The organism is Methyloversatilis sp. (assembly GCF_030696805.1).
Lineage (GTDB): Bacteria > Pseudomonadota > Gammaproteobacteria > Burkholderiales > Rhodocyclaceae > Methyloversatilis.
Map to the genome: position 1 here is coordinate 42668 of NZ_JAUYRO010000117.1, position 25648 is coordinate 68315.

A 25648-nucleotide genomic window follows, 5' to 3' on the forward strand; every position below is an offset into this window, starting at 1 on the left:
GAGGGAGACGTCATGACCTGGATATTGTTGCTGCTGGTGCCTGTGGGCATCGTACTGCTGGGCTACCTGCGCGCGCCGCTGCTCGTGAGCACGGCGGCGGCTGCCGCGTGGCTGGTGGCGGCCAGCCTGCATTTCGACTGGCCGACGGCGGTGAATGTCGCGGTTGCGCTGCTGGCTGGCGTGCCGGCACTGCTGCTGAACGTGCCGGCGCTGCGTCGCGCGCTCATATCGAAACCGTTGCTGAAGGTGTATCGCAACATCCTGCCGCCGATGTCCGACACCGAACGCATCGCGCTCGAAGCCGGCACCGTGTGGTGGGAGGGCGAACTGTTCCGCGGCCACCCGGACTGGAAGGTGCTGCACGCCTATCCGGAACCGACGATGAGCGCGGAAGAACAGGCCTTTCTCGACAACGAAGTCGAACAACTGTGCCGCCTGTCCGACGACTGGACCATTTCGCACGAATTGAAGGACCTGCCGCCCGAGGCCTGGCAGTACATCAAGGATGCCGGCTTCCTCGGCCTCATCATTCCGAAGCACTATGGCGGCAAGCAGTTTTCGGCCTGGGCGCATTCGCAGATCGTGACCAAGCTGTCGACCCGTTGCTCCGCCTCGGCCGTCACCGTGATGGTGCCCAATTCGCTCGGCCCGGCCGAACTGCTGCTGCATTACGGCACCGACGCGCAGAAGGACCACTACCTGCCGCGCCTGGCAAAGGGTCTGGAAATTCCGTGTTTCGCACTGACCAGCCCGCAGGCCGGGTCGGACGCGGCGTCGATTCCGGACTTCGGCATCGTCTGCAAGGGGGAGTATCAGGGCCGCGAGGTGTTGGGCATGCGCGTCACCTGGGACAAGCGCTACATCACGCTGGGCCCGGTCGCCACCCTGTTGGGTCTGGCGTTCCGGCTGTACGACCCGGACCACCTGCTGGGCGACACCGAAGATATCGGCATCACCTGCGCGCTGATTCCGACCGACCACCCGGGCGTCGAAATCGGCCGCCGCCACTACCCGCTGAACGCGGTGTTCCAGAATGGACCGAACTGGGGCAAGGATGTGTTCATGCCGCTGGACTGGATCATCGGCGGCCCGGCGATGGCCGGACAGGGCTGGCGCATGCTGATGGAGTGCCTCGCCGCTGGCCGCTCGATTTCGCTGCCGGCGTCGAACACCGGCATGGCCAAGCTCACCGCGCGCACTGTCGGCGGCTACTCGCGCGTGCGCAGCCAGTTCAAGACGGCGATCGGACGCTTCGAAGGCATCCAGGAACCGCTGGCCCGCATCGGTGGCCACCTGTACATGATGGACGCCGCGCGCCGCATGACCGCCGGCGCCATCGACCTGGGCGAAAAGCCCTCGGTCGTGTCGGCCATCGTGAAGTACCACATCACCGAGCGCGCGCGCATCGTCGTCAATGACGGCATGGACATCCTCGGCGGCAAGGGCATCTGTCTGGGCCCGTCGAATTTCCTCGGCCGCGCCTATCAGCAGATTCCGATCGGCATCACGGTCGAGGGCGCGAACATCCTGACGCGCAGCCTGATCATCTTCGGTCAGGGCGCCATACGCTGCCATCCGTACGTGCTGCGGGAAATGCGCGCCGCGCTGGCCGACGACACGCCGGCGGCGCTGGCCGAATTCGACGATGCGCTGTTCTCGCACATCGGTTACACCGCCAGCAATGCGATACGCGCGCTGGTGACCGGCCTGACCGGTTCGCACTGGGTCGGCGTGCCGAGCGGCGTGGCGCCTGAAACGCGCCGCTATTACCAGCAGCTCACGCGCTTTTCGACCGCCTTCGCCTTCATTTCGGACGCCGCGATGCTGACGATGGGCGGCGATCTGAAGCGCAAGGAAAAACTGTCGGCGCGGCTGGGCGACATCCTTTCGCAGATGTATCTGTGCTCGGCGACTTTGAAGCGCTACGAGGCCGATGGCCGGCAGGCGGCCGACGCGCCGCTGATGCACTGGGCCATGTGGGACGCGATGTTCCACGCCCAGACCGCCTTCGAAGGCGTGATGTCGAACTTTCCGAATCGCGCCGTCGCCGTCTTGCTGCGACGGCTCATCTTTCCGCTCGGCCGGCCGTATGTGGTGCCGTCGGACCGGCTCGGCGGCGAGGTGGCGAAGCTGCTGATCGAGCCGTCAGCGACGCGCGACCGGCTGACCGCCGGCATGTACATCCCCGACGACGAACACGACCCGGTCGGCGTCATCGAACACGCGCTGAACGCAACCATCGCCGCCGAAGCCATCGAAGCGCGTGTGCGCGCGGCGCAGAAGAAGGGTGTGCTGAAGGCGCACGGGGCCGGCCTGATGCAGGCCGCGTTCGATGCCGGCCTGATTGAGGCCGCCGAATTCGCGCTGATCCGCCGGCGCGACGAACTGCGTGACCGGGTCGTCCGGGTGGACGACTTCCCGCAGGATTTCGGTGCCGATGCGGTGAGCACACCGCTGGCTGATTCGCACAACGTCACCGCGATCGCCGCCTGATGACCTTATCCGACGTTTTCGTGGTCGATGGCGCGCGCACCCCCTTCCTGAAGGCGCGCAACGCGCCCGGCCCGTTCGCCGCCGCCGACCTCGCAGTGGCGGCCGGCAGTGCGCTGCTGTCGCGCCAGCGCTTCCGGCCGGATCAGCTCGATGAAGTCATCCTCGGCTGCGCGGCGCCGTCGGCCGACGAAGCGAACATCGGCCGCATTGCCGCGCTGCGCCTGGGTTGTGGCGACCGTGTGCCGGGCTGGACGGTGATGCGCAACTGCGCCAGCGGCATGCAGGCACTCGATTCGGGCATCGCCAACATCCAGCGCGGCCGCGCCGATCTGGTGCTGGCTGGCGGCGTCGATGCGCTGTCGCGCGCCCACCTGCTTTTTTCCGACGCCATGGTGCGCTGGCTGTCGCAGTGGTACGCGGCCAAAGGCATCGGCGCGCGCGCGCAGCTGCTGACGAAATTGCGCCCCGGCATGCTGGCGCCGGTCGTCGGTCTGCTGAAAGGCCTGACCGATCCGGTGATCGGCATCAATATGGGCCAGACGGCCGAAAATCTCGCTGCGCGCTTCGGCATCAGCCGCACGCAGATGGATTTCCACGCCATGCGTTCGCACCAGCGCACCGCCGCCGCGCTCGATGCCGGTCATTTCGGCGAAGTCGTCCCGATCGCCGACGCCGGTGGACGTATCTATATGGAGGACGACGGCGTACGACGCGATTCGTCGGTGCCGCGGCTGGCAAAGCTGCGCCCGGTGTTCGACCGCGCGCACGGCCACATCACTGCCGGCAACAGTTCGCAGGTGACCGACGGTGCAGCCTGGCTGCTGCTGGCGTCGCGCAAGGCGGTGGACGAACACGGCCTGACGCCGCTCGGCCGCATTGTCGACACCGAGTGGGCCGGGCTGGACCCGGCGCAGATGGGGCTGGGGCCGGTGCATGCCGCCACGCCACTGCTGCAGCGCCACGGACTCGGGCTGAACGATCTGGATGCCTGGGAAATCAACGAAGCCTTCGCCGCTCAGGTCATCGGCTGCATCGAGGCGTGGAAAAGCGATGATTACTGCCGCACCGAGCTGGGCCTGCCCGGCGCGCTCGGCACGCTCGATGAGTGCCGGCTGAATGTCGACGGCGGCGCCATTGCGATCGGTCACCCGGTCGGCGCCAGCGGCGCACGCATCGTGCTCCATCTGCTGCATGTGCTGCGCCGGCAGGGCGGCGGCCGCGGCATCGCGGCCATCTGCATCGGCGGCGGGCAGGGCGGTGCCATGCTGGTGGAAACGACATGAGTGCCGCAATGACGGAAGGGCTCAAGCACTGGCGCCTCGAGCGCGACGCGGAGGGCATCGCCTGGCTCACTTTCGACCGAGCCGAAGAGAGCGTGAATACGCTGTCCGGTGAGGTCATGCGCGAACTGGCTAGCGTGCTCGACGCGCTCGACGCAGCGCCGCCGCGCGGGCTGGTCATTCTGTCCGGCAAGGCGAGCGGCTTCATTGCCGGCGCCGACATTGCCGAATTCGGACAGGTGATCGATCTGGCCGGCGCGCGTGCGTTGATCGAACGCGGCTGGAACCTGTTCAACCGGCTGGCGGCCGTGCGCTACCCGACCTGTGCGCTGGTGCGCGGTTTCTGCGTTGGCGGTGGCACCGAACTGGCGCTGGCCTGCAACCGCATCGTCGCAGTCGATGACCCCGGTACCCGCTTTTCGCTGCCCGAAGTGATGCTGGGCATCGTGCCCGGCTGGGGCGGCATGCTCCGCCTGCCGGCCCGCATCGGCGCGCCGGCCGCACTCGACATGATGCTGACCGGTCGCGCGCTCGACGTGCGGCGTGCGAAGACGCTTGGCCTGGTCGACGACATCGCCCCGGCGCGCCTGATGCGCGAGCATGCCGCTGCCGCCGTGCTGTCGGGCGCGCCGCGCAAGCCACTTTCACTGCTGCAGCGCCTGCTGTCCGGGCCGCTGCGCAGCGTGGTGGCGAAGAAGGCCATGGCCGGCGTGGCCAAGCGCGCCAGTCGCCGGCACTACCCGGCGCCGTACGCCATCATCGACATGTGGCGCGATTTCGGCGGCAATGCGCTGGCCGTGCCGGAGGGGCATGCTTCATCGATGGGCGCGCTGGTCGCCCATCCGACCACCGCCAACCTGCAGCGCGTGTACCACCTGCGCGAGCGCTTGCGCGGCTTCGGCAAGCCGGAAGGCGTCGAACTGCCGGTGGTCCGGCACGTGCATGTGGTGGGTGCCGGCGTCATGGGTGGCGACATCGCGGCCTGGTGCGCACTGCGCGGTTTCCGCGTGACGCTGCAGGACAGCAGTGCCGAGCGCATCGCCCCGGCGCTGCAGCGCGCCGCGAAGGCCTGGGGCCGCAAGTTCCGGCGCGACCGGCGCGGCCTGCGCGCCGCGCTAGACCGGCTGGTGCCGGACGTGACCGGCGACGGCGTAGCGGGGGCTGACGTCATCATTGAAGCGATCTACGAAAACCTCGAGGCGAAGCAGGCGCTGTTCCGTGACATCGAACGGCGCGCGAAGCCCGACGCGCTGATCGCCACCAACACGTCCAGCCTGCGCGTCGAAGACATCGCCGCCGGCCTGCGCACGCCATCCCGCCTGGTCGGCATCCATTTCTTCAATCCGGTGGCGCAGATGCCGTTGGTCGAAGTGGTGAGCGGCGCTGCCAGCGATCCGCTGGCCGTGCAACGCGCCGCAGCCTTCGTCGGCGCGCTCGACAAGCTTCCGCTGCCGGTGGCCAGTCACCCCGGTTTCCTCGTCAATGCGGTGCTCGGCCCCTACATGCTGGAAGCGATGAAGTGCGTCGACGAGGGCATCGCACCCGAGGTGGTGGACCGCGCGGCACTGGATTTCGGCATGGCCATGGGGCCGGTCGAACTGATCGATACCGTCGGGCTCGACATCGCCCTGGCCGCGGGGGCGCGGTTGACCGGCGTCGCGCAGGCGCCGGCCTGCCTGCAGCGGCATGTCGATGCCGGGCGGCTCGGGCGCAAGACCGGCAGCGGGTTTTACGAATGGACCGACGGCAAGCCACAGCGCGGTGAGGTATCGTCCGTGCCCGACGGCCTGACCGAAAGGTTGCTGGCACCGCTGGTCGCCGTCACGCGCCGCTGCGTCGAACAGCAGGTGGTCGCCGATGCCGATCTGGCCGATGCCGGCCTGATCTTCGGCGCCGGCTTCGCGCCCTGGACCGGCGGCCCGCTGCATCACGAACGCCTGAAACCTCACTGACCCCTTTTCGAGCATCGAACCATGAATGATTCCGTACAGACCCTGCCCGACGACCAACCGGCGCTGCGCCTGCTGCCGATGCCGCGTGACCTCAATGCCGCGGGCGACATATTCGGCGGCTGGGTCATGTCGCAGGTGGATGTGGCCGGTTCGATCGCGGCGATGCGCCGCACCCGCTCGCGTGTGGTGACGGTGGCGGTCAATTCCTTCGTGTTCCTGCAGCCGATCACCACCCAGTACCTCGTGTCTTTCTATGCGTCGGTGGCGCGGGTCGGCAACACTTCGATCACCGTCGATGTGACGGTCTATGCGGAAACGGGTTACGAAAACATACAGATAAAGAAGGTGGCGGAGGCGACGTTGACCTATGTTGCAGTGGGCGAAGAAGGGCAGAAGCTGAATATTCCGAAAGATTGACCGTTACAGCGCTGTACGGTCACTCCAGCCCCACTTCAGCGGTGAAGCGGGGCTGGGCAACGCATAACCAGGCGAGGAGCTGAAATGTCATCACACAACAAATTTGCAGGTTCCGATCTGCCGTTTGCACGTCTGGCCGTGCTGATCGGACTGACGGTGTCCGGTCAGGCCATGGCGGCCGGCTTTGCGGTACAGAACCAGAACGGGGCCGGTACGGCTACCGCATTTGCCGGTGCCGCCGCTGTCGCGGACGACGCCAGCACGATCTACTTCAACCCGGCAGGCATGACCTATCTGCCGATGGGGCACAGCATTTCGGTCGCTGGCACCCTGCTGCACCGGTCGCTGAAGTTCGACGACCGTGGTTCGAATGCGCTGGGCCCGTTCCCGCTTGGCGATGATGGCGGCGAGGGCGGTGGCCTGTCGCTGATACCGGCCGGCTACTACAGCTACGCGATCAACGACCGTTTCCGCATCGGTGTCGGCGTGTCCGCCACCTTCGGCAACAAGACCGACTACAGCACCACTTTTCTCGGTCGCTTCCAGGGCAATTATGTCGATCTGAAGGCGCTGAACATCAATCCGTCGGTCGCGTGGCGCGTCAATGACCAGTTGTCGATCGGCGCCGGCATCAGTTTCGTCAAGCTCGAAGGCGATATCCAGCAGCAGCTCCCGGTAGGCGGCTTCCCGAATGCGCGCAACCGGCTCGAAGCCGACGACACGGCGATGGGATTCAATGTCGGCCTGATGTATCAGGTGACGCCGGCGATGCGCGTCGGCCTGTCCTACCGCTCGAAGATCGACTTCCGGCTCAAAGGCGAAGCAAGCGCGACCGAAGCCGGACTGGCGACCGGCGTGACCCCGGCGTTCGCGAGAATCGAACTGCCCGATACCTTTTCGGTGGCGGTGCATCACCAGATCACCGACCGCTGGGAAGCCATGGGCGACTACACCTGGACTGGCTGGTCGTCCTTCAAGTCGCTCGACGTGCGCAATGACACGACCGGTGCGCGCCTGACCAATCCGGAATATGACTTCCGCGACAGCTGGCGCATCGGCTACGGCGCGGCCTACAAATACACCGAAGCGCTGAAGCTGCGCTTCGGCGTTGCGTTCGACAAGTCGCCGGTGCATGACGAAACGACACGCACGCTGACGCTGCCCGACAGCGACCGCTACTGGGTGGCGATCGGTGCGCGTTATGCGCTGACGCCGAAATCGACGATCGATGTCGGCTACGCGCACATTTTCTTCGACCGCGAAGGCATCGACCGGCGCACCATCGTCGGCACCACGCCGACCGGCCAGATCATCCGCGGCAAGTTCGACGCCAGCGCCGACCTGCTGTCGGTGCAGTACAACCAGACCTTCTGATGCCTCACCGGCCGGCGTCCGCAAGGCGCTGGCCGATGCGCCGCTTCTGTTTTTACGGTGACCCGGCTGCACTCGGCGGTCGGAATTCCGCTTCCGGGAGACCGCCATGTCCCGTCCCATCCCCCTTCAGTTCCGAATCCGTCGTGTGGCTGTGCTCGGTGCCGGCGTCATGGGTGCGCAGATCGCTGCGCACTGCGCCAACGCCAATGTGTCGGTCGTGTTGTTCGATCTTGCCGCGAAGGAGGGCGACCCGGACGGCATCGTCAAGCGTGCACTCGACGGCCTGAAGAAGCTCGAACCGGCGCCGCTGGCGACTGCCGACCGGCTGGCGCTGATCGAGGTCGGGAACTACGACCGCGACCTCGCGCGGCTGGGCGAGTGCGATCTCGTGATCGAAGCCATCGCCGAACGCATGGACTGGAAGCACGGTCTTTACGAGAAGGTCGCGCCGCACCTGCGCGCCGACGCCATCTTCGCCAGCAACACCTCCGGCCTGTCGATCAACGCACTGGCCGACGGCTGCCCGGACAGCCTGCGCAGCCGCTTCTGCGGTGTGCATTTCTTCAACCCGCCGCGCTACATGTCGCTGGTCGAGCTGATTCCGTCGCGCTCGACCGACGCGGCGCTGCTCGATGCGCTGGAAACCTTCCTGACGACGACGCTGGGCAAGAACGTGGTGCGCGCGCTCGACACGCCGAACTTCGTCGCCAACCGGGTCGGCGTGTTTTCGATGCTGGCGGCGATGCACCACACCGAGCGCCTCGGTCTGGGCTTCGACGAGGTCGATGCGCTGACCGGCCCGGCGATCGGCCGGCCGAAGTCGGCCACCTACCGCACCGCCGACGTGGTCGGGCTGGACACCTTGCTGCACGTCGTGAAAACCATGACCGACAACCTGCCGGCCGACCCTTGGCATCGCTACTACACCGCGCCGGCCTGGCTCGCCGCGCTGGTCGGCCAGGGCGCGCTGGGCCAGAAGACGAAGCTTGGCGTGTATCGCAAGGACGGCCGGCAGATCAAGGTGCTGGATCTGGCGACGCAGGACTACCGCGATTCGGCCGGCGCCATCGCAGACGAAGTGCAGGCCATCCTCGCCGAGCGCGACCCGCAGATGAAACTGGCAGCGCTGCGCGCGTCGGCGCATCCGCAGGCGCAGTTCCTGTGGTCCGTCTTTCGCGACGTATTCCATTACGTGGCCGTGCATCTTGCAGACATCGCACACACCGCGCGCGACGTCGATTTCGCCATGCGCTGGGGCTTCGGCTGGCAGACCGGGCCGTTCGAAACCTGGCAGGCCGCCGGCTGGCAGCAGGTTGCCGGCTGGCTGCGCGACGACATCGCCGCCGGCCGCACGATGAGCGACGCACCGCTGCCGGCCTGGGTATTCGAACGGCACAGTGCGCACGAAGCCGGTGCATCGTGGTCGGCGTCGGCCGCCATGGTGCAGCCGCGTGCATCGCTGCCAGCCCATGCACGCCAGCTGTTTCCCGAACTCGTGCTCGGCGAAACCCGGCGTGCCACGCACACGATCTGGGAAGGCGACGAGGTCCGGCTATGGACGCTGGACGACGCCGACGGCGAACGCGCACCGGTGCTGTCGTTCAGGAGCCGTATGTCGGCCATCGGCCCGAAGGTGCTCGAAGGCGTGCGCGAAGCCATCGCCCGCGCCGAGCGCGACTTCGATGCACTGGTCATCTGGCAGCCGCAGGGGCCGTTTTCGGTCGGCGCCAACCTGAAGCAGATCCGACCGGTGCTCGAAGCGGGTGACTTCAAGGCGCTGGATGGCGTCATCAACGACTTCCAGCAGGCGTCGCAGGCGATCAAGCACGCCCGGATTCCGGTCATCACCGCAGTGCAGAACATGGCGCTGGGCGGCGGCTGCGAATTCGTCATGCACTCGCCGCGCGCCGTGGTGGCGCTGGAAAGCTATATCGGCCTGGTCGAAGCGGGCGTCGGCCTGATTCCGGCCGGCGGCGGCTGCAAGGAATTTGCACTGCGCGCCTCACGGGCGGCCGAAGCATCGGCGACCAAGGACCCGATGAATTTCCTGCAGTCGGTGTTCCAGACCATCGCCATGGCGAATGTGTCGAAAAGCGCGCGCCACGCGCAGGAACTCGGTCTGCTGAAACCGGACGACGTGGTCGTGATGCATGCCGGCGAATTGCTGCATGTGGCGCGACGCAACGCGATCGCCATGGCCGACAGCGCCTGGCGGCCGGCGCTGCAGGCGTCGAACATCATGGTGGCCGGACGCAGCGGCATCGCCACGCTTGAAATGATGCTGGTGAACATGCGCGAGGGCGGCCTGATTTCAGCGCACGACTATCGCGTGGCGCGCGCGGCGGCTGTGGCGCTGTGCGGCGGCGAGATCGAAACCGGCTCGCGGGTGAGCGAGCAGTGGTTGCTCGAAGTCGAGCGCGCGGAGTTCGTCGCGCTGCTGCGAACGCCCGAAACGCAGGCGCGCATCGCGCACATGATGGACACCGGCAAGCCCTTGCGGAACTGAGGAGACAGTCATGACACGACAGATCCAGGATGCCTACATCGTCGCCGCAAAACGCACGGCCGTGGCGCGCAAGAACGGTGCCTTCCGCCATGTGCGGCCGGACGACATGCTGGCGCACGTGCTGCGCGGCACGGTCGCCGCCGTGCCGGCTTTCGACCTGAACGAGATCGGCGATGTGGTCGTCGGCTGCGCGATGCCGGAAGGCGAACAAGGCATGAATGTGGCGCGCATCGGCGTGCTGCTGGCCGGCTTTCCGGTGTCGGTGCCGGGCATCACGGTGAACCGCTTCTGCGCCAGCGGACTCAACGCCGTGGCCGATGCGGCGATGAAAATCATGACCGGCCAGTGCGACATCGCCATCGGCGCCGGTACCGAATCGATGACCGTCATGCCGACCATGATGGGCAACAAGGTGAGCGTGAATCCGCGCGCCTTCGAATCTGATGAACACGTCGCCATCGCCTATGGCATGGGTCTGACCGCGGAGAAGGTGGTGCAGCGATACGGGGTGTCGCGCGAGGATCAGGACGCCTTCGCGCTGGCGTCGCACCACAAGGCGCTGGCCGCGATCGCCGCCGGCCGCTTCCGCGACGAGGTGCTGCCCTACACGGTGCGCAGCCATCTGCCCGATCTGGCGAGCAATACGGTACGCATGACCGAGCGCGTTTTCGACACCGACGAAGGCCCGCGCGCCGATTCGAGCGCGCAAGCGCTGGCGAAGCTGCGTCCGGCCTTTTCGGCGCGCGGCTCCGTCACCGCCGGCAACAGTTCGCAGATGTCGGATGGCGCAGCCGCCGTGCTGCTGATGTCGGAAGCCGCGATGAAGCGCATCGGCGCCGTGCCGATTGCCCGCTTTCGTGGTTTTTCGATCGCTGGCGTGCCGCCGGAAATCATGGGCATCGGACCGGTCGAGGCTATTCCGAAGGCGCTGAAACTGGCCGGTCTGGCGCAGGACGACATCGACTGGATCGAGCTCAACGAAGCCTTCGCCGCGCAGGCGCTGGCGGTGATACGCACGCTGGGGCTGGACCCGGCGAAGGTGAATCCGCTCGGCGGCGCGATCGCGCTCGGTCACCCGCTGGGTGCCACCGGCGCCATCAGAACTGCCACCGTCATCGCTGCGATGCAGCGCAACGAGGCGCGCATCGGCTTGGTGACGATGTGCATCGGCACCGGCATGGGCGCCGCAGGGATATTCGAGAAGGTGTGAGCGCGTGTCAGCGCCGACGGTCGGAACCGGCGATATGCCGGTCCCGGATCAGCCTTACTTGATGGCGGAAAGACGCTTTTCGAGTTGCGCCACCGGCACGTAGCCCGGAATGCGCTCGCCCGTGCTCAGGAATATGGTCGGCGTACCGCGCACCCGGTACTTTTCGCCCAGCGCCGCTGCCTTCTGGAAGCCGGCCATGTCGCACGACGCGGCGGCAGACGCCGGCGCGACATTGCCAGTCATCCAGTCATTCCAGGCCTTCAGCCGGTCGGGCGAGCACCAGATTGCTTCCGACTTCTTCACCGAATCGGGGCCCAGCACCGGTGTCAGGAAGGTGTAGACGGTCACGTTGTCCATCGTCAGCAGTTCCTTCGCCAGCTTCTTGCAGTAACCGCAATTCGGATCTTCGAAGGTCGCGAACACCCGCTTGCCGGTTCCGCGCACCTGCTTGATCGCGAGCTCAAGCGGCAATTCGGCGAAGTTGATGCCTGACAGCTGATTCACCCGCTGCTGCGTGATGTTCTGGCGCGACTTCGCATCGAGGATTTCGCCCAGGATGAGGTAATTCGCCTTCTCGTCGGTGTACAGGATTTCTCCGCCAATGCGGACTTCATACAGGCCGAGGTAGGGCGTCTTGGTGACGCCCTCGACCTTGGAGCCGTTGCCGATGGCGGTTTCGACGGCGGTCTTGATCGAATCTTCAACCGGACCCGCGAAGGCAACCGATGCGGCGGCGAGCGCGCACAGCAGTGCGGCGGTGTGCTTGATGGACATTGAAACTCCTGTTGGGGCGCTGTGTTGGCGGCCCCGATGGGCCGGATTTCTTTCGTGCGATCGTTCGTGCAATATTTCGTGCGCCAATTAACCGAGCGCGTAGCGTACCAGCGCATTGCGTAAGACAGGCATGCCCTGTGTCAGGTTCAGCCCGGTATTCCTGAGCCAGGCCAGCGCCGGCCAGGTTGGGCGGAACAGCTCGTGCAGCGCGTGCGTCGTGAGCTGCAGTGCCTGCACCTCTTCGGCACGCTTGCGCTCGTAGCGACGCAGCACGCGCAGGTCACCCAGCACGCTGCGATCCGTGTCGGCCAGCACACCGGCCAGCACGCGCACGTCGGCAAAACCCAGATTCACGCCATGGCCCGACAGCGGATGGATGGCATGCGCCGCATCGCCGACCAGCGCCACGCCCGGTGCGATCACCTTCGGTACCTGCATCAGCCGCAGCGGGAAACCGGCTGCCGGCGTCACCAGTTCGAGTGCGCCGAGCACGTGATCGCCCGCTGCGGCAACCTCGATCGCCAGTGTAGCCGCGTCATGTTGCAGCAGTTCGCGACCCCTGGCTTCCGGCGCCGACCACACCATGGACATGTGCTGATCGGGCAGCGGCAGGAAAGCCAGCACGCCATCCGGCCGGAACCATTGCCAGGCGCACCCCAGATGCGGCTTTTCGCAGCGGAAGTTCGCGATCACGCCCAGTTCGTTGTAATCGGTGAAGCGCGCGTCCAGCCCGACCTGCGTGCGCACCCATGAATTGACCCCGTCGGCGCCGACCACCAGCGCGGCGTCAAGCGTGCGACCATCTTCCAGCGTCAGCCGCGACCGGCCGCGCTCATGCGCCAGCTTCGCCGGCCGCGCCGGGCACAGCAATGTGGCATTGGCCTGCCGCTTCACGCCCTCCCACAGCTCGCGCGCGATCAGGCTCGATTCGGCAATCCAGGCCAGCTCACCCACGCCGACGTCGAACGCCGAAAAGTCGAGACGCGCGCCGCGATCGCCGAACACCTCGATGCGGGCAAGCGGCTGCATCCGCGCATGATCGAGGTGCGCCCAGGCGCCAACCGATTCGAGAAAGGCCGCGCTCGACGGACTGACCGCATACACCCGCGCATCCCAGCTGCCGACCGGCCACTCCGGCATCCGTCCCTCTACCAGCGCCACCGACAACTGCGCCCGGCGCAGCGCCGCACACAGCGCCAGCCCGGGCAAGCCGGCGCCAACGATGACCACGTCGAACTGAAGATCCTGCTGCATCGCAAAAGTGACCGCATGGATAAAAGACCCGTGATTGTCCGGCCGGGTCGCCATTCTTGACAAGACCCGGTCCCTCCACGACAATCCACGGCCTTTCAAAGGGTGATGTAGCTCAGCTGGTTAGAGCGACGGATTCATAATCCGTAGGTCGAGGGTTCAAGTCCCCCCATCACCACCAGCATTCAAGCGGCTCCCAGCGATGGGGGCCGTTTTCGTTCCCGGGCGCTTCGTTCCGGACTGACTTCAGCGCCCCTTCTGGTGACAAGACGCACACCCCTGAATTCACGGTCGCGCCGTCAGGTATAGCCAGATTTCGTTGCGCCGCATGAACCAGGGTGTGAACGGGGCGTTGTAGCGCGAGAACACCGGCTCACCGGTCCACGTCATGTCGGCGGCGCGCAGTGCCGACTGCAGCTTGCCCAGATGCTCGTCGTAGTTGGACGCGGACCAGAAGCCCGAATAGCGGATCACGGCCACCTGGAAGGCCGGCATGTCGCGCAGCTGAACGCGCGCATCGAGGGGCTCCGGCGCATTGGCCGTCGTCACGCCTTCGGGCAGCACGAACTGCACGAGGAAACCGCCGGGCGACGCGGTCTGGGTGACCGGCGCCGTCATCGGCATCTTCACCGGCGCCGCGGCCTGCGTGACCGGGGCGGTCATCGCAAACTTCTTCTCGCCGCGGTTCTTGCCGAATATGTATCCCGACAAGATCGGAAACGCCTGGCTCCCGGCCTCATCGGCGGGGCCGGGCACGACGACCTCGGCCACCGTGTAGGCCTTGTATTGCCGCACCTCGAACTCGGCCAGTGTGCGGACCACCTGATATTCCGGTTCTTCCGTGGCGTGCAGGGGCATGGAAAGGCCAATCAGCATGAGTGTCGAGACCAGCAGCTTGCCCCACGCGGGCACGAGCCGGGTTGGCACGAAGGGGGAAACAGGATGCATCGGTACGGGCCTCATCATGATCACGACACTGAGGCCGATTTGCTGCACCGGGAGTTCAACAACCCGGCATCAAACAGAAGCTTTCATTTTCTTGGCGCCACCTCCGAAAGTGTTCCGACGCATTCGATGACGGGGTGCTTCGCATCGGCGAGCCGCATGCCCTGAGGCGGGTTCAGCTGACAAGCATTGCCCGGTGCGAGCGATGGTGGCGAGACCCCGCACGGCAGGCGCACCGCGGTCCCCCACCCGTGTCCGCTTCGCCTTGGGTGTCGAACAATTTGACAGTACTTGTCACCGTGGTCGTTCAACCCGTTGTTCGAACAGACCTTGGCCTGATGGCTCGAATCTTGCGTGCCCCACGCACGTTCGCCGGTGCGCGACGGCGCGTGGCAAGGCCCGGCGCCGCCTCAAATCGCCGTGACCGTCCGCTGCAGTCGTGACATCGCAGAATTCAACCCCTACCTAAGCCAATAATGAAAACAAAGAGAGTGCGCTCCACGTTGGCGCTGGCCAGCGCCCTGCTGAGTTTCAGCGGAGCATCCGGTGCGATCGATATTTCGGTCAATTTCGAAGCTGTCACGGTGGTTCCCTACACCGTCAATTACGGCCGGGAGTTGATGTCCATCCAGCTTACGGAAGACACGAGTTTCGGCCGCTTCTTGAAGTCGACTGTCATGATAGACGGCGTTTTCCGGAAGACCGGCGGCAATATTGCCGCCCCCGAACCGACCGTCAACTACGTGCACAACCTTTACCTGCACATGAAGGTGTCGCCCGACTACGGTGGCGTCTACGGCGAGCCGCAGGTGTTTTCCGCCGGTAACCTGATCGCCGAGCAGCAAGGCGACGGCACTGTCAGGTACTACGATGGGCGCCCCTCGCAGCCTTACCGGATCTATCTCGGCTCCGTCGCGAAGATACCGGGGGAAATCGTGGTGACCGAGGCACCGCAGGCCCGCATCGATACCGTGACCGTCGCCGACCCGTTGGCGATCCGCGGTGACGTCGAAGGAGCCGTGGTCCTGCGCACGAACTACAGCGTCGTGTACGCCGTCGATACCTTCTTCGACACATCCCTCGGCTGGCTCCAGAACGTATCGGACACCACTGCCTTGAACGCCGCGAGAACCCTTCGCGAATACGTCGAGGGCAACTCCCTGCACGTCGCACCGAGTGAAAACAAGCTGTACATCAACGTAAGGGGGCCTCGGACTCCCGACAACATCCGGAACGACGGCACCTTCACGGGTTTCACGGTGCATACCGCATCGCCGGGCGTCCTGGCCTACAACGTCACGCTGCCGGACGCCGCCACCATCGACGTTCCGATCGCCTTCATCAAGAACAATATGGAAGCCACGCTGGATGTCGCGTTCGAAGGTGAATCGCTGATGACCTTCCATGGCCGCGATTACCTTACCGACGAGATCCAGATGCTCAGCATCGGCATCGCCGGCCTCGAAGGCAGGCAGGGTCTGCTGACCTTCACGGTCAATACCGACGGCCCGGAAAGCGCGGAAATCTTCGTGGCCGACAATCTCAGCCTGCGGGGTTTCCAGGTCACCGCGCTGGCGGCGCCCGTGCCGGAACCCGGCTCGTGGGCGTTGATGACGGGCGGGTTGGCGCTGGTCGGTGTCATGGCGCGTCGCCGGTTTACGCAGCCGCGACGCAGCCCCGTGTCAGCACAAGGTACCGCCTGAAATCACCTTGAACGTACGCAGAGCCCAACTCCTACCAAAGCAAATGATGAATACAAAAAGAGTGCGTTCCACGTTGGCGCTGGCAAGCGCCCTGCTGACAGTCAGCGGTGCATCCGGTGCAGTCGATATTTCGGTCAATCACACGGTCACCACGACGGTTCCCTACACATTCGATTCCGGCAAGGCGTTGCTGTCCATACATCTGCAGCCGGACACCAATTTCGGACGAGTCCTGTCCTCGACCGTTACGATGGACGGCGCGTTCCTGAAGGCCCCCGGCGACATCGTTGCCCCCTTGCTGGATGTGAATTATCGCCACGAGCTGATCATCGGGATGAATGTCTCGCCCGGTTATGGCAGCCAGACATTTTCGGCGGGCAGCCTGTTTTCCGAGCAGATGACCCACGGCGTGTACAACATCGCGGTCAAGGGATCCGAACCCTACGTGATACACGTTGACCCCGATTCATCGAGGTACAACACCATTGTGGTGTCAGAGGCGCCGCAGGCGCGCATCGACGACTACATCGTCGCCAATCCGCTGGCGATCAAGGGTGACGCCAGAGGTGTTGTCATGCTGAGGGCGAACTACAGCGTTGCCTACCGGACCGACACCTTCTTCGACACGGCCCTCGGCTGGCTGCAGAATGTGTCGGAATTCAATGCGCAAGACTACGTGGTCAAGATGCTTCGCGAGTACGTTCAGGAAAAGTCCGAACATGCGGAGCGCAGTACGAACAGCCTGTACATCAGACCACCCCGTAACGGCGGCCCCGGTATCCGCGGCGATGCCACCTTCACCGGCTTCAAAGTGCACACCGCATCGCCGGGCATTCTGGCCTACGACGTCACGCTGCCAGACACCGCGTTCATCGACGTTCCGATCGCCTTCATCAAGAACAATATGGAAGCCACGCTGGATGTCGCGTTCGAAGGTGAATCGCTGATGACCTTCCATGGCAGCGATTACCTGACCGACGAGATCCAGATGCTCAACATCGACATCAGCGGCTTCGAAGGCAGGCAGGGTCTGCTGACGTTCACGATCAACACCGACGGTCCGGAAAGCGCGGAAATCTTCGTGGCCGACAATCTCAGCCTGCGGGGTTTCCAGGTCACCGCGCTGGCGGCGCCCGTGCCGGAACCCGGCAGCTACGCGTTGATGCTCGCCGGCCTTGCGGTGCTGGGTGTGAGTGCGCGTCACCGCAGGCACCTCGACGGCTGAGTTTCGGATCGGGCGCACACGACGGGGGCTGCGGCCCCCGTTTCGTTTTCGGCGCCGGGCTACCACGCCCACTTTCAATGATGCACTTGCTGTCATGCGTCTGCCGGGGACGACGAACACGGCGGATCGGGTCGGCGCGATCCGGCTGGCCGGGTGTGCGCGGCGCGCGCGTCCCGAAGCACTGCGCCGCACGCAAGCCAGCCGATGGTTCGCCGGAACGAGGGCCAGGCTCCCGGTGTAGCGCACGCACCCGGGGGCACAAGTCCCCTGTGTGGCCTGGGTGCGTTACCGCACGGACGGTGGACGACAGCTTGCGCAGCATCGCGTCATGTTCCGCGTCAGCCCCCAGCACTTCCCTCCGACCCACCGGTAAGGCCTCGTTCATGACTGCGTACCAGGGCATCAGGATCTTCAGCCATGTCGTACTCGGCCTCATGGCGACAGGCATCGCCTATGCCGCCTGGATCGCCGTCACCTACTGGACCGGCATCAGTGTCTGACACTGCAGCCAACCCATGAACAAACGACAGGCACGACTTTTCGCAATCGGTTCAACGGTGATCGCGACCCTGGCGTTCCTGGGGCTGACCATTGATAGTCACAGGCAATTCCCGAAGCTGACGAACGCACAGAACATCACGCCGGCCGTCACGCATGGCAAGGATGTGTGGCACAAGTACAACTGCATCAACTGCCATACCCTGTTCGGCGAGGGCGCCTACTACGCGCCTGATCTGACGAAGATTGCGCAGCACCGCGGTGCCGAGTACCTGAAGGCCTACATGAAAGACCCGTCGAAGTTCTACGACGAGCAGCGCCACCGGCGGCTCATGCCCAAGCAGGACCTGACCGACGTCGAGATTGCCGATCTGGTGTCCTTCCTCGACTGGGTGAGCAAGGTGGATAACCAGGGCTGGCCGCCGCGGCCGATCCTGGTAACCGGCGCGGGCGTCGGCCCCATGGGTGTCCTGCAAGCGGCGGCCGGGTCTGCACCGCCACCTGGCGCGCCGCCCGCCGGCGCGGACAAAAGTCCGATTGCGCTGGGCGAGGTCGTGTTCCGTGAAGCGATGCCCGCCTGCGCCGCCTGTCACTCGCTGCTGCCCGGCGCGCAGATGGCCGGGCCCTCACTGGCGGGCGTGGCCACCCGCGCACAGGAGACTGTCGGCTCGGCCGACTACACGGGCGACGCGAAAGACGCAGCCGCTTACCTTCGCGAATCGATCGTGCAGCCCAGTGCACACATGATCACGGGCGCCATGTATTCGGCGAGCGGGGTGTCGTTCATGCCGGCCACCTACGGCAAGGACCTGACGCCCGACAAGATCGACCACCTGGTGGCTTACCTGATGACTTTCAAATAGTTCGCACCTGTCTCGAGGAACCCTCATGCGCTACAGGTCTCAATCGGTTGCCTACTGGTACTTCGCGGTCGCGATGGTGCTGTTCGGGCTGCAGCTGGTGTTCGGTCTGTTGTCGGCCGCCAAGTACCTTGGGCCCGACCCGCTGCTCTACATCCTGCCCTTCGATGTCACGAAGGTCATCCACACCAATCTGTTGATCGTGTGGGTGCTGACGGGCTTCATGGGCGCCACCTACTGGATGGTGCCCGACGAATCGCGTACCGAGCTGTACAGCGTCAAGCTCGCCTACCTGCAACTGGTGCTGTGGACGCTGATGGGCGTGACCGCGGTGGTGGGCTACCTGTTCCGCTACGGCACCGGCAACAAGCTGCTCGAACAGCCGTTGCCGCACAAGATCGTCATCGTCATCTGCATGTTGCTCTTCCTCTTCAACATCGGCATGACGATCTGGAAGTCGAAACGCTTTACCACCACGGAAGGCGTACTGGTGCTCGGCCTGGGCCTGGCGGCGGTGCTGTACCTGCCGGCACTGCTGGAATACGAGAACTACACGGTGGCCATCTTCTATCGCTGGTGGACCATCCACCTGTGGGTCGAGGGCGTATGGGAAATGATCCAGGGCGGCTTCCTGGCCTACTTGCTGATCCGCCTGTCGGGCGCCGACCGGGAGGTGATGGAAAAGTGGCTGTACGTCATCGTCGGCCTGGTCTTCATCGCCGGCATTCTGGGTACCGCGCACCACTACTACTGGGTGGGCGTGCCGGCTTACTGGCTGCCCATCGGTGGCATTTTCAGCGCACTGGAGCCTGTGGCGCTGGTGGGCATGGCGATTTACGCCTACTCAGCGATGCGCCGCTCGGGCATGTCGCATCCGAACACGCTGGCGCTGCACTGGACACTGGGCAGTGCCGTGTTCACGCTGTTCGGCGCCGGACTGCTGGGGCTGGCCCACACCTTCCCGGACGTCAACAAGTGGACCCACGGCACGCTGATCACCGCGATGCATGGCCACGCCGCCTTCTATGGTGCCTACGCGATGATCACGCTGGCGATGATCAGCTTTGCCATGCCATCGATGACGCCCGGGCGTTCGGAGCAGGGCAGCAGCATCGGTTACTGGTCCTTCTGGCTGCAGCTCGGCGGCATGTTCGGCATGACGCTTTCGTTCGCGACGGCCGGCATCGGGCAGGTCTATCTGGAGCGCATCCTCGGCATGGGTTACCTCGACGCGCAGTTGAAGATCCAGGTGCACTTCGTGATGCTGGTGGTCACCGGTTCGATCTTCGCCATCGGCGTGGGACTGTTCATCTACGATTTCTTCCGCTATGCGCCACGCTTCGAGGTAGACGATGGCCAGACTGCGGGGCCGCGCCCAGCAACAAAACCCGTCGTGACCGCGGCGCACGCGTGAGCGCCGGCACTCTGCCGGATCTGGAGCCCTATTACCTGCCGGCTGGAGACGAACTCGCGATTTTCGAGCAATGCCATCACCGCGGCCTCGCGGTGATGCTGAAGGGCCCCACCGGGTGCGGCAAGACACGCTTCGTCGAGCACATGGCCTGGCGGCTGCAACGTCCGCTGGTGACGATCTCGTGCCACGACGACCTGACGGCGAGTGACCTGATCGGCCGATTCCTGCTGCGCCATGACGGCACGGCCTGGCAGGACGGTCCGCTCACGCGCGCCGTGCGTGAGGGTGCCCTGTGCTATCTGGACGAGGTTGTCGAAGCACGTCAGGACACGATGGTCGTCTTGCACGCGCTCACCGACCACCGGCGTTTTCTGCCGATAGACAAGACTGGGGAAACGATCCAGGCCGCACCGGGCTTCCAGCTTGTCGTGTCCTACAACCCGGGCTACCAGCGCATGCTGAAGGACCTGAAGCCCAGCACGCGCCAGCGCTTCGTGGCGCTGGATTTCGACTTTCCACCGGCGCCGCAGGAAGCGGCGATCATCGAACGCGAGGCTGCCGCCGACCATGCAACCGCGGTGGCGCTGGTGTCGCTGGGGCGCCGCCTGCGCGGCCTGCGCGACCGGGGTCTGGCGGAAGTGCCGAGCACGCGTCTGCTGATCGCCGCGGCCGGCCTGGTGGTCAGTGGCATCGGCGTGCGCCAGGCCTGCTACAGCGCCATCGTTTCGCCCTTGTCCGACGATGAATCGCTGGTCGGTGCGATGCGCGACCTGGTCGACGCCACCTTCGTCTGAAGGCGGGCAGGCGCAGAGAGCAGGGACATGGCCGAAGCCGAAGACGTCATCACCGATGCGGCGCTTCATGCAACACGATTCGTGCAGGGCCTGTGGCGTCGGCACCGCGCGAACACTGCAGCAGCGCCGGTATCGCCCATCCTGGCGCTGACCGACGTCGCGCCGCGTCTGGACCTGTTGATCGTGGCCGTATTCGGCCGCGCCTGTCCGCTGCGCACAGCCCAGGCGCCAGCTCGTACCACCCTCCTCGCGCGAATCTTTCAGCGACAGGACCGCCCCCGCTCGCACTCTGCAATTCCGGCAACGGACGGCCAGTGCATCTGGCTACCGGCCGTGAGCGGACTGACCGATGCGTCGCTGGCACTGGAACGGTTCCGCACCGTGGCGCTGCAGCAGGCGATGCGTGTGGCCCGGGGCAGCGCGGCCGGCGCGGGCGAGGACGCCACGGCGCTGGTGCGTGATCTCTACTTGCTGATCGAAGCGCATGCCGCCGACGCGGCACTGGCCCACCTGCTGCCGGGCATGCGCGCGCCCCTGATCGACTTGCGCACCGCTGCGCTGGGCGCGCGGCCCGCGATATCGAGTTTCCCGGCAGCGCGCCAGCCGCTCGAAGCCTGGGCACGTCGGCTGATGGCCATATCGAGTCTTGCGTGGCGCAATGACGCCCTGTACAGCCCGTCGCCCGAGCACTCGAGGCAGCTGGCGCGCGATGTGGCGAACGAACTTCTGCCTGATGCATCGATGGCGGGTCGGCTCGGGGCCCAGCCCTTGTTCAGGGACTGGTGGACCGGCGAACTCCTCGCGCCGGGCAACCCGTCGGCGCTGGCGGTCGACAGTGAAAAGGACAGCGCCGCTGATGGCGAACCTGCGAGCCCGCCGCGCAGCGCGCGTCTGGCGCGCCAGCCCGAAGTGCGCGCAGCCGTGGCCGAAGAGGACGATGCGAAGCAGGGTGCCTGGATGATCCAGGCGTCGGCGCCGCATGAAGTTGCCGAGGATCCGTTCGGGCTTCAGCGGCCCACGGACCGCGACGACCAGACGGCAGCCGACGAGTTTGCCGAGTCACTCGCCGAACTCGAGCAGGCACGGCTGGTGTCGACGCCCGGTCGGCCGAAGGAAGTACTGCTGTCCGACGATACGCCCGACGCACGGACCCGATACGGTGGCGGCACAAGCGCCGACGGATCGCAAAGCATCCGATATCCGGAGTGGGATCACAGCGTCCAGGCCTACCGCGAACCCGGTGCCATCGTTCGTTTGCTGCCGGCTGCCGACGGCCCTCAGCAGTGGGTGGACAACACGCTGGCCGAGCACCGCTCGATGCTGGACGCGATCCGGCGCCGCTTCGAAATGCTGCGCGCGCAACGTACGCCACTACGCCGGCAACTCGACGGCGACGAACTCGATCTGGAGGCCTGCATCGATGCGCAGGCCGACCTGCACGCCGGACATCCGATGACGCAGGCGCTGTACCGCTCGCAAAAGCGCACGAGGCGCGACATGGCCATCCTGCTGCTCATCGATGTAAGCGGGTCGACCGACGGATGGGTGTCCAGCGGTCGTCGCGTCATCGATGTCGAACGCGAGGCGCTGCTCCTGGTGTGCATTGCCCTGGGCGCGCTGGGTGAGCCGTACGCTGTGCAGGCGTTTTCCGGTCACGGTCCGCAATCGGTTACCGTGCGCACCCTCAAGCGCTTCGACGAACCGTACGGCAACCCGGTCGCCACGCGCATCGCAGCGCTCGAGCCCGAACACTTCACCCGCGCGGGGGCTGCGATCCGCCATGCCAGCGCAACGCTGATGCGTGAGCCCGCGTCGCAACGGTTGCTGCTCCTGCTGTCCGACGGCAAGCCCAACGATGTCGATGTCTACCAGGGGCGATACGGCGTCGAAGACATGCGCCGTTCGATCGTCGAGGCGAAGCTGCAGGGCATCGCACCCTTCTGCCTGACCGTGGATCGACACGCCGCCGGTTACCTGCCCGGCGTCTTCGGCGCCCACCACTACGCCTTGCTGGCGAAGCCCTCGATGCTGCCGACCGTGTTGCTCGACTGGATGCATCGACTGGTCATGGCAGGCTAGGGTCTGTTCTCATTCGATGGCGGGAGCGGCGAATCGGCCACGACGGACGACCTGCGCAGTCAGGTGCTGACGACAGTCTTGCCCGAATGTCTGAGCCGCAGCGCGTTGCCGATCACCGACACCGAACTCAGGCTCATCGCCAATGCCGCGATCATCGGCGACAGCAGCCAGCCGGTGAGCGGGTACAGCACGCCGGCTGCCAGCGGAATGCCCAGCGCGTTGTAGACGAAGGCGAAGGCGAGGTTCTGCTTCATGTTCGCCACCGTTTCGTCCGAGATGATGCGGGCCTGTGCAATGCCGCGCAGATCGCCCTTGACCAGCGTCACCTGGGCGCTGTTCATGGCGACGTCGGTGCCCGTGCCCATCGCTACGCCGACGTCGGCCTTGGCCAGTGCGGGTGCATCGTTGATGCCGTCGCCGGCCATCGCGACGATGCGGCCCTCGCCTTGAAGTTTGCTTACCAGGGCCAGCTTGTCCGCGGGCTTGACCCCACCATGCACTTCGTCGATACCCAGCCGTGACGCGATGGCCTGCGCCGTGGTCAGGCCGTCGCCGGTGGCCATGATCACGCGCAGGCCAGCGTCCCTCAATGCCGCCAGGGCTTCTGCAGTGCTGGCCTTGACCGGGTCGGACACGGCCAGCAAACCGGCCAGCCGGCCCTCGACGGCCAGCCCCATCACGCTGGCACCTTCGGCGCGCAGCGCCTCGGCCCGGTCCTTCAGGTTGTCGACGGCCACGCCGATCTGTTCCATCAGCGCCGTGTTGCCCAGCGCCAGCGCCTTGCCGTCTACGGTACCGCGCACGCCGATGCCGGTGCCCGACTCGAAGTCTTCGGCTTTGTCGAGCGAGAGCTTGCGCTCCAGGGCTGCCGCCACGATGGCGTGCGCCAACGGGTGTTCGCTGGCCTGATCGAGGCTGGCCGCCAGCCGCAGCACCTCGTCCTCGGTGAATCCGGGGCTGGCAACCACGCGGTCGAAGCGCGGCCTGCCCTCGGTCAGCGTGCCGGTCTTGTCGACGATCAGAGTGTCCACCTTGCGGAAGTTCTCGATCGCCGCGGCGTCGCGGAACAGCACGCCCTGGGTGGCGGCCTTGCCGGTGGCGACCATGATCGACATCGGTGTGGCCAGCCCCAGGGCGCATGGGCAGGCCACGATGAGCACAGCGACCGCATTGATCAATCCATAGACCCAGCTCGATTCACCGGCCGACGAAGGACCGAGGAAGCCCCAGGCGAAGAAGGTCAGGAGTGCGATGGCGACGACACTGATAACGAAGTAGCCGGCCACCTGGTCGGCCATGCGCTGCATCGGCGCGCGCGAGCGCTGGGCTTGCGCGACCATCTGCACGATGCCTGCCAGAACGGTCTGCGCACCCACCTTGTCGGCGCGCATCACCAGTGCGCCGCTGGTGTTGAGCGTGGCGCCGATCACCTTGTCGCCGGGGGCCTTGGTGACCGGCATGGGTTCGCCGGTGAGCATCGACTCGTCGACCGCGCTGCCACCTTCGAGTACCTCACCGTCCACCGGCACCTTCTCACCCGGTCGCACACGCAACCGATCGCCGGCATGCACATCGGCCAGGGGCACGTCGTGCTCGGTGCCATCGTCGGCCAGACGACGCGCCGTCTTCGGCGCCAGCCCGAGCAGCGACTTGATGGCAGCCGAGGTTTGCGAGCGGGCCCTGCCTTCGAGCATTTGCCCGAGCAGCGTCAGCGAAATGATCACTGCTGCGGCCTCGAAGTACACGGCTACATGTCCCATCGAGACGAACGACGCCGGGAACACCTGTGGCGCAACGGTGGCGACCACGCTGTAGACGAAGGCCGAGCCCGTTCCCAGGCTGATCAGCGTCCACATGTTGGGGCTGCGGTGAGCGATGGACTGCACGCCGCGCACGAAAAAGGGCCAGCCGGCCCACAGCACCACGGGCGCGGTGCAGGCAAGCTCGATCCAGTTCTGCGTGCCCCGGTCGAACAGCGCCAGACGGTGCCCGAACATCGCCAGCACGAAGACGACCACGGTCAGCGGCAAGGTCCAGTAGAAGCGCCGCTGGAAGTCCTCGAACGTCTTGTTGTCGTCCTCGCCCACGGCGGGCAGCACGGGTTCCAGCGACATGCCGCACTTCGGGCAATCACCCGGCTGGTCCTGCCGGATCTCCGGATGCATGGGGCAGGTGTAGACCGCGCCGGGCGCTGCGGCGGCGGCGCTCGTTACGCCTTGCAGGGGCTGAGCCGCGGGGGTGTCATGCCCGTGCTGACCGTCAGGGCGCAGTGCCTCCGTGACCATGATCAGGCTTGCGCGCAGGCGGTATGTCGAACGGGCACCGGGGTCACTTCTGCTTTCGCATCACAATCCACACCAGCAGTCCGACGATGACGGCCAGCAGGACTGGAATCCACATTCCGCCATAACCGCCCATCCACCCGCCCATCCACCCACTTCCGTTCATCATGTGCCCGTCCTGCCCGAGCACCTGGCCGGTACCAGTGCAAGGGGGGCCGCCATTGCACGTTCGAGTCTGAATTTCATGAGGTTTTCTCCTTCGAAATAGGTCGTGTCGGGCACGACGCCAGGAGCGCAACGCTAGGCCGCGCGGCCGGGTCCATCTGTACGGAGGCGAACGCAAGCGATCGGCCACCCGCTGCCGGGCGCGTCAGCCGCCATCGCAGCAGCTTTTACCCTTCGCTGAACCCCAGCACGCTGCTGGCGCCACACGCACGCACCACGGGTCTACCGGAAGCGGCAAGGTGCCGAAGGCGATGTTGAGCAAGTGCAGGTGCACCACGGCCGCTTGCAGCGCGGCCGACAGCCAGCGGTAGGAGAACGCGGCGTGGAACGCCGATGCGGTGAGCGAACGCACGTCGAAGCAGTTGA

19 protein-coding genes and 1 tRNA gene are annotated in these 25648 nt (G+C 65.7%); 14 read left to right on the top strand and 6 right to left on the bottom strand.

All coding sequences use genetic code 11. The annotated features are described in order from the left end of the window. The first annotated feature begins 12 nt into the window (after window positions 1–12). From Q8R75_RS18925 to Q8R75_RS18955, 7 genes are all read left to right on the top strand, one after another. The gene (locus Q8R75_RS18925) at window positions 13–2493 is read left to right on the top strand and encodes an acyl-CoA dehydrogenase (protein WP_305613848.1); all 2481 of its coding nucleotides are present in this window, start codon (window positions 13–15) and stop codon (window positions 2491–2493) included. Then, complete coding sequence (locus Q8R75_RS18930; protein ID WP_305613847.1) at window positions 2493–3776, top strand: acetyl-CoA C-acetyltransferase; 1284 nt, start codon at window positions 2493–2495, stop codon at window positions 3774–3776. The genes Q8R75_RS18925 and Q8R75_RS18930 overlap by 1 nt, the downstream gene beginning before the upstream one ends. Then, window positions 3773–5725, top strand: coding sequence for a 3-hydroxyacyl-CoA dehydrogenase NAD-binding domain-containing protein (locus Q8R75_RS18935; RefSeq protein WP_305613846.1), 1953 nt, complete (start codon window positions 3773–3775; stop codon window positions 5723–5725). Before Q8R75_RS18930 ends, Q8R75_RS18935 begins: the two co-directional genes overlap by 4 nt. Before the next feature lie 21 nt (window positions 5726–5746). Next, window positions 5747–6142: an acyl-CoA thioesterase gene (locus Q8R75_RS18940; RefSeq protein WP_069039345.1), complete on the top strand. Its 396-nt coding sequence runs from the start codon at window positions 5747–5749 to the stop codon at window positions 6140–6142. An 84-nt stretch (window positions 6143–6226) separates the two neighbouring features. Continuing rightward, entirely contained in the window at window positions 6227–7516 is a 1290-nt protein-coding gene (locus Q8R75_RS18945; protein ID WP_305613845.1) for an outer membrane protein transport protein, read from the top strand. A gap of 106 nt (window positions 7517–7622) precedes the next feature. Then, the gene (locus Q8R75_RS18950) at window positions 7623–10022 is read left to right on the top strand and encodes a 3-hydroxyacyl-CoA dehydrogenase/enoyl-CoA hydratase family protein (protein WP_305626999.1); all 2400 of its coding nucleotides are present in this window, start codon (window positions 7623–7625) and stop codon (window positions 10020–10022) included. A 10-nt stretch (window positions 10023–10032) separates the two neighbouring features. After that, the gene (locus Q8R75_RS18955; protein WP_305611397.1) at window positions 10033–11232 is read left to right on the top strand and encodes an acetyl-CoA C-acyltransferase; all 1200 of its coding nucleotides are present in this window, start codon (window positions 10033–10035) and stop codon (window positions 11230–11232) included. A gap of 54 nt (window positions 11233–11286) precedes the next feature. On the opposite strand, the gene Q8R75_RS18960 is transcribed toward Q8R75_RS18955, so the two are convergent. Continuing rightward, window positions 11287–12006: a DsbC family protein gene (locus Q8R75_RS18960; protein ID WP_305611398.1), complete on the bottom strand. Its 720-nt coding sequence runs from the start codon at window positions 12004–12006 to the stop codon at window positions 11287–11289. A gap of 87 nt (window positions 12007–12093) precedes the next feature. Next, complete coding sequence (locus Q8R75_RS18965) at window positions 12094–13260, bottom strand: UbiH/UbiF family hydroxylase (protein ID WP_305611399.1); 1167 nt, start codon at window positions 13258–13260, stop codon at window positions 12094–12096. 101 nt (window positions 13261–13361) lie between these two features. On the opposite strand from Q8R75_RS18965, the gene Q8R75_RS18970 reads away from it, so the two are divergent. Then, window positions 13362–13438, top strand: a tRNA-Met gene (locus tag Q8R75_RS18970). A 104-nt stretch (window positions 13439–13542) separates the two neighbouring features. Here Q8R75_RS18970 and Q8R75_RS18975 read toward each other — a convergent pair. Next, on the bottom strand, window positions 13543–14253 hold the full coding sequence (locus tag Q8R75_RS18975) for a heme-binding protein (RefSeq protein ID WP_305611400.1): 711 nt from the start codon (window positions 14251–14253) through the stop codon (window positions 13543–13545). Window positions 14254–14705: 452 nt separating this feature from the next. Between Q8R75_RS18975 and Q8R75_RS18980 the strand changes: the two genes are divergently transcribed. The 6 genes from Q8R75_RS18980 to Q8R75_RS19005 all read left to right on the top strand — a co-directional run bounded on the left by Q8R75_RS18980 (window position 14706) and on the right by Q8R75_RS19005 (window position 22775). Further along, complete coding sequence (locus Q8R75_RS18980; RefSeq protein WP_305611401.1) at window positions 14706–15905, top strand: PEP-CTERM sorting domain-containing protein; 1200 nt, start codon at window positions 14706–14708, stop codon at window positions 15903–15905. A 46-nt stretch (window positions 15906–15951) separates the two neighbouring features. After that, the gene (locus Q8R75_RS18985) at window positions 15952–17130 is read left to right on the top strand and encodes a PEP-CTERM sorting domain-containing protein (RefSeq protein ID WP_305611402.1); all 1179 of its coding nucleotides are present in this window, start codon (window positions 15952–15954) and stop codon (window positions 17128–17130) included. A gap of 557 nt (window positions 17131–17687) precedes the next feature. Next, a complete protein-coding gene (locus Q8R75_RS18990; RefSeq protein ID WP_305611403.1) occupies window positions 17688–18491 on the top strand; it encodes a c-type cytochrome in 804 nt (267 codons plus the stop codon). 25 nt (window positions 18492–18516) lie between these two features. Further along, window positions 18517–19902: a cbb3-type cytochrome c oxidase subunit I gene (locus Q8R75_RS18995; RefSeq protein WP_305611404.1), complete on the top strand. Its 1386-nt coding sequence runs from the start codon at window positions 18517–18519 to the stop codon at window positions 19900–19902. Further along, window positions 19899–20696, top strand: a complete 798-nt coding sequence (locus tag Q8R75_RS19000) for an AAA family ATPase (protein ID WP_305611405.1) — start codon at window positions 19899–19901, stop codon at window positions 20694–20696. The genes Q8R75_RS18995 and Q8R75_RS19000 overlap by 4 nt, the downstream gene beginning before the upstream one ends. 27 nt (window positions 20697–20723) lie before the next feature. After that, window positions 20724–22775 (top strand): hypothetical protein, encoded by a 2052-nt coding sequence (locus tag Q8R75_RS19005; protein WP_305611406.1) that lies wholly within the window; start codon window positions 20724–20726, stop codon window positions 22773–22775. Between the two features lie 59 nt (window positions 22776–22834). Here the strand turns inward: Q8R75_RS19005 and Q8R75_RS19010 are convergent, their stop codons facing one another. The 3 genes from Q8R75_RS19010 to Q8R75_RS19020 all read right to left on the bottom strand — a co-directional run bounded on the left by Q8R75_RS19010 (window position 22835) and on the right by Q8R75_RS19020 (window position 25634). Beyond that, the gene (locus Q8R75_RS19010; RefSeq protein WP_305663825.1) at window positions 22835–25060 is read right to left on the bottom strand and encodes a copper-translocating P-type ATPase; all 2226 of its coding nucleotides are present in this window, start codon (window positions 25058–25060) and stop codon (window positions 22835–22837) included. Window positions 25061–25103: 43 nt separating this feature from the next. Beyond that, complete coding sequence (locus tag Q8R75_RS19015) at window positions 25104–25226, bottom strand: hypothetical protein (protein WP_305611408.1); 123 nt, start codon at window positions 25224–25226, stop codon at window positions 25104–25106. A 201-nt stretch (window positions 25227–25427) separates the two neighbouring features. After that, window positions 25428–25634 (bottom strand): hypothetical protein, encoded by a 207-nt coding sequence (locus Q8R75_RS19020; protein WP_305611410.1) that lies wholly within the window; start codon window positions 25632–25634, stop codon window positions 25428–25430. Between the last annotated feature and the right edge of the window lie 14 nt (window positions 25635–25648).

Coding starts and splice junctions, on each gene's coding strand:
- Q8R75_RS18930 (WP_305613847.1), top strand. CDS start 2,493: ATGACCTTATCCGACGTTTTCGTGGTCGATGGCGCGCGCACCCCCTTC.
- Q8R75_RS18995 (WP_305611404.1), top strand. CDS start 18,517: ATGCGCTACAGGTCTCAATCGGTTGCCTACTGGTACTTCGCGGTCGCG.
- Q8R75_RS19010 (WP_305663825.1), bottom strand. CDS start 25,060: ATGGTCACGGAGGCACTGCGCCCTGACGGTCAGCACGGGCATGACACC.
- Q8R75_RS18985 (WP_305611402.1), top strand. CDS start 15,952: ATGAATACAAAAAGAGTGCGTTCCACGTTGGCGCTGGCAAGCGCCCTG.
- Q8R75_RS18925 (WP_305613848.1), top strand. CDS start 13: ATGACCTGGATATTGTTGCTGCTGGTGCCTGTGGGCATCGTACTGCTG.
- Q8R75_RS18935 (WP_305613846.1), top strand. CDS start 3,773: ATGAGTGCCGCAATGACGGAAGGGCTCAAGCACTGGCGCCTCGAGCGC.
- Q8R75_RS18965 (WP_305611399.1), bottom strand. CDS start 13,260: ATGCAGCAGGATCTTCAGTTCGACGTGGTCATCGTTGGCGCCGGCTTG.
- Q8R75_RS18955 (WP_305611397.1), top strand. CDS start 10,033: ATGACACGACAGATCCAGGATGCCTACATCGTCGCCGCAAAACGCACG.
- Q8R75_RS18950 (WP_305626999.1), top strand. CDS start 7,623: ATGTCCCGTCCCATCCCCCTTCAGTTCCGAATCCGTCGTGTGGCTGTG.
- Q8R75_RS18945 (WP_305613845.1), top strand. CDS start 6,227: ATGTCATCACACAACAAATTTGCAGGTTCCGATCTGCCGTTTGCACGT.
- Q8R75_RS19005 (WP_305611406.1), top strand. CDS start 20,724: ATGGCCGAAGCCGAAGACGTCATCACCGATGCGGCGCTTCATGCAACA.
- Q8R75_RS19015 (WP_305611408.1), bottom strand. CDS start 25,226: ATGATGAACGGAAGTGGGTGGATGGGCGGGTGGATGGGCGGTTATGGC.
- Q8R75_RS18960 (WP_305611398.1), bottom strand. CDS start 12,006: ATGTCCATCAAGCACACCGCCGCACTGCTGTGCGCGCTCGCCGCCGCA.
- Q8R75_RS18940 (WP_069039345.1), top strand. CDS start 5,747: ATGAATGATTCCGTACAGACCCTGCCCGACGACCAACCGGCGCTGCGC.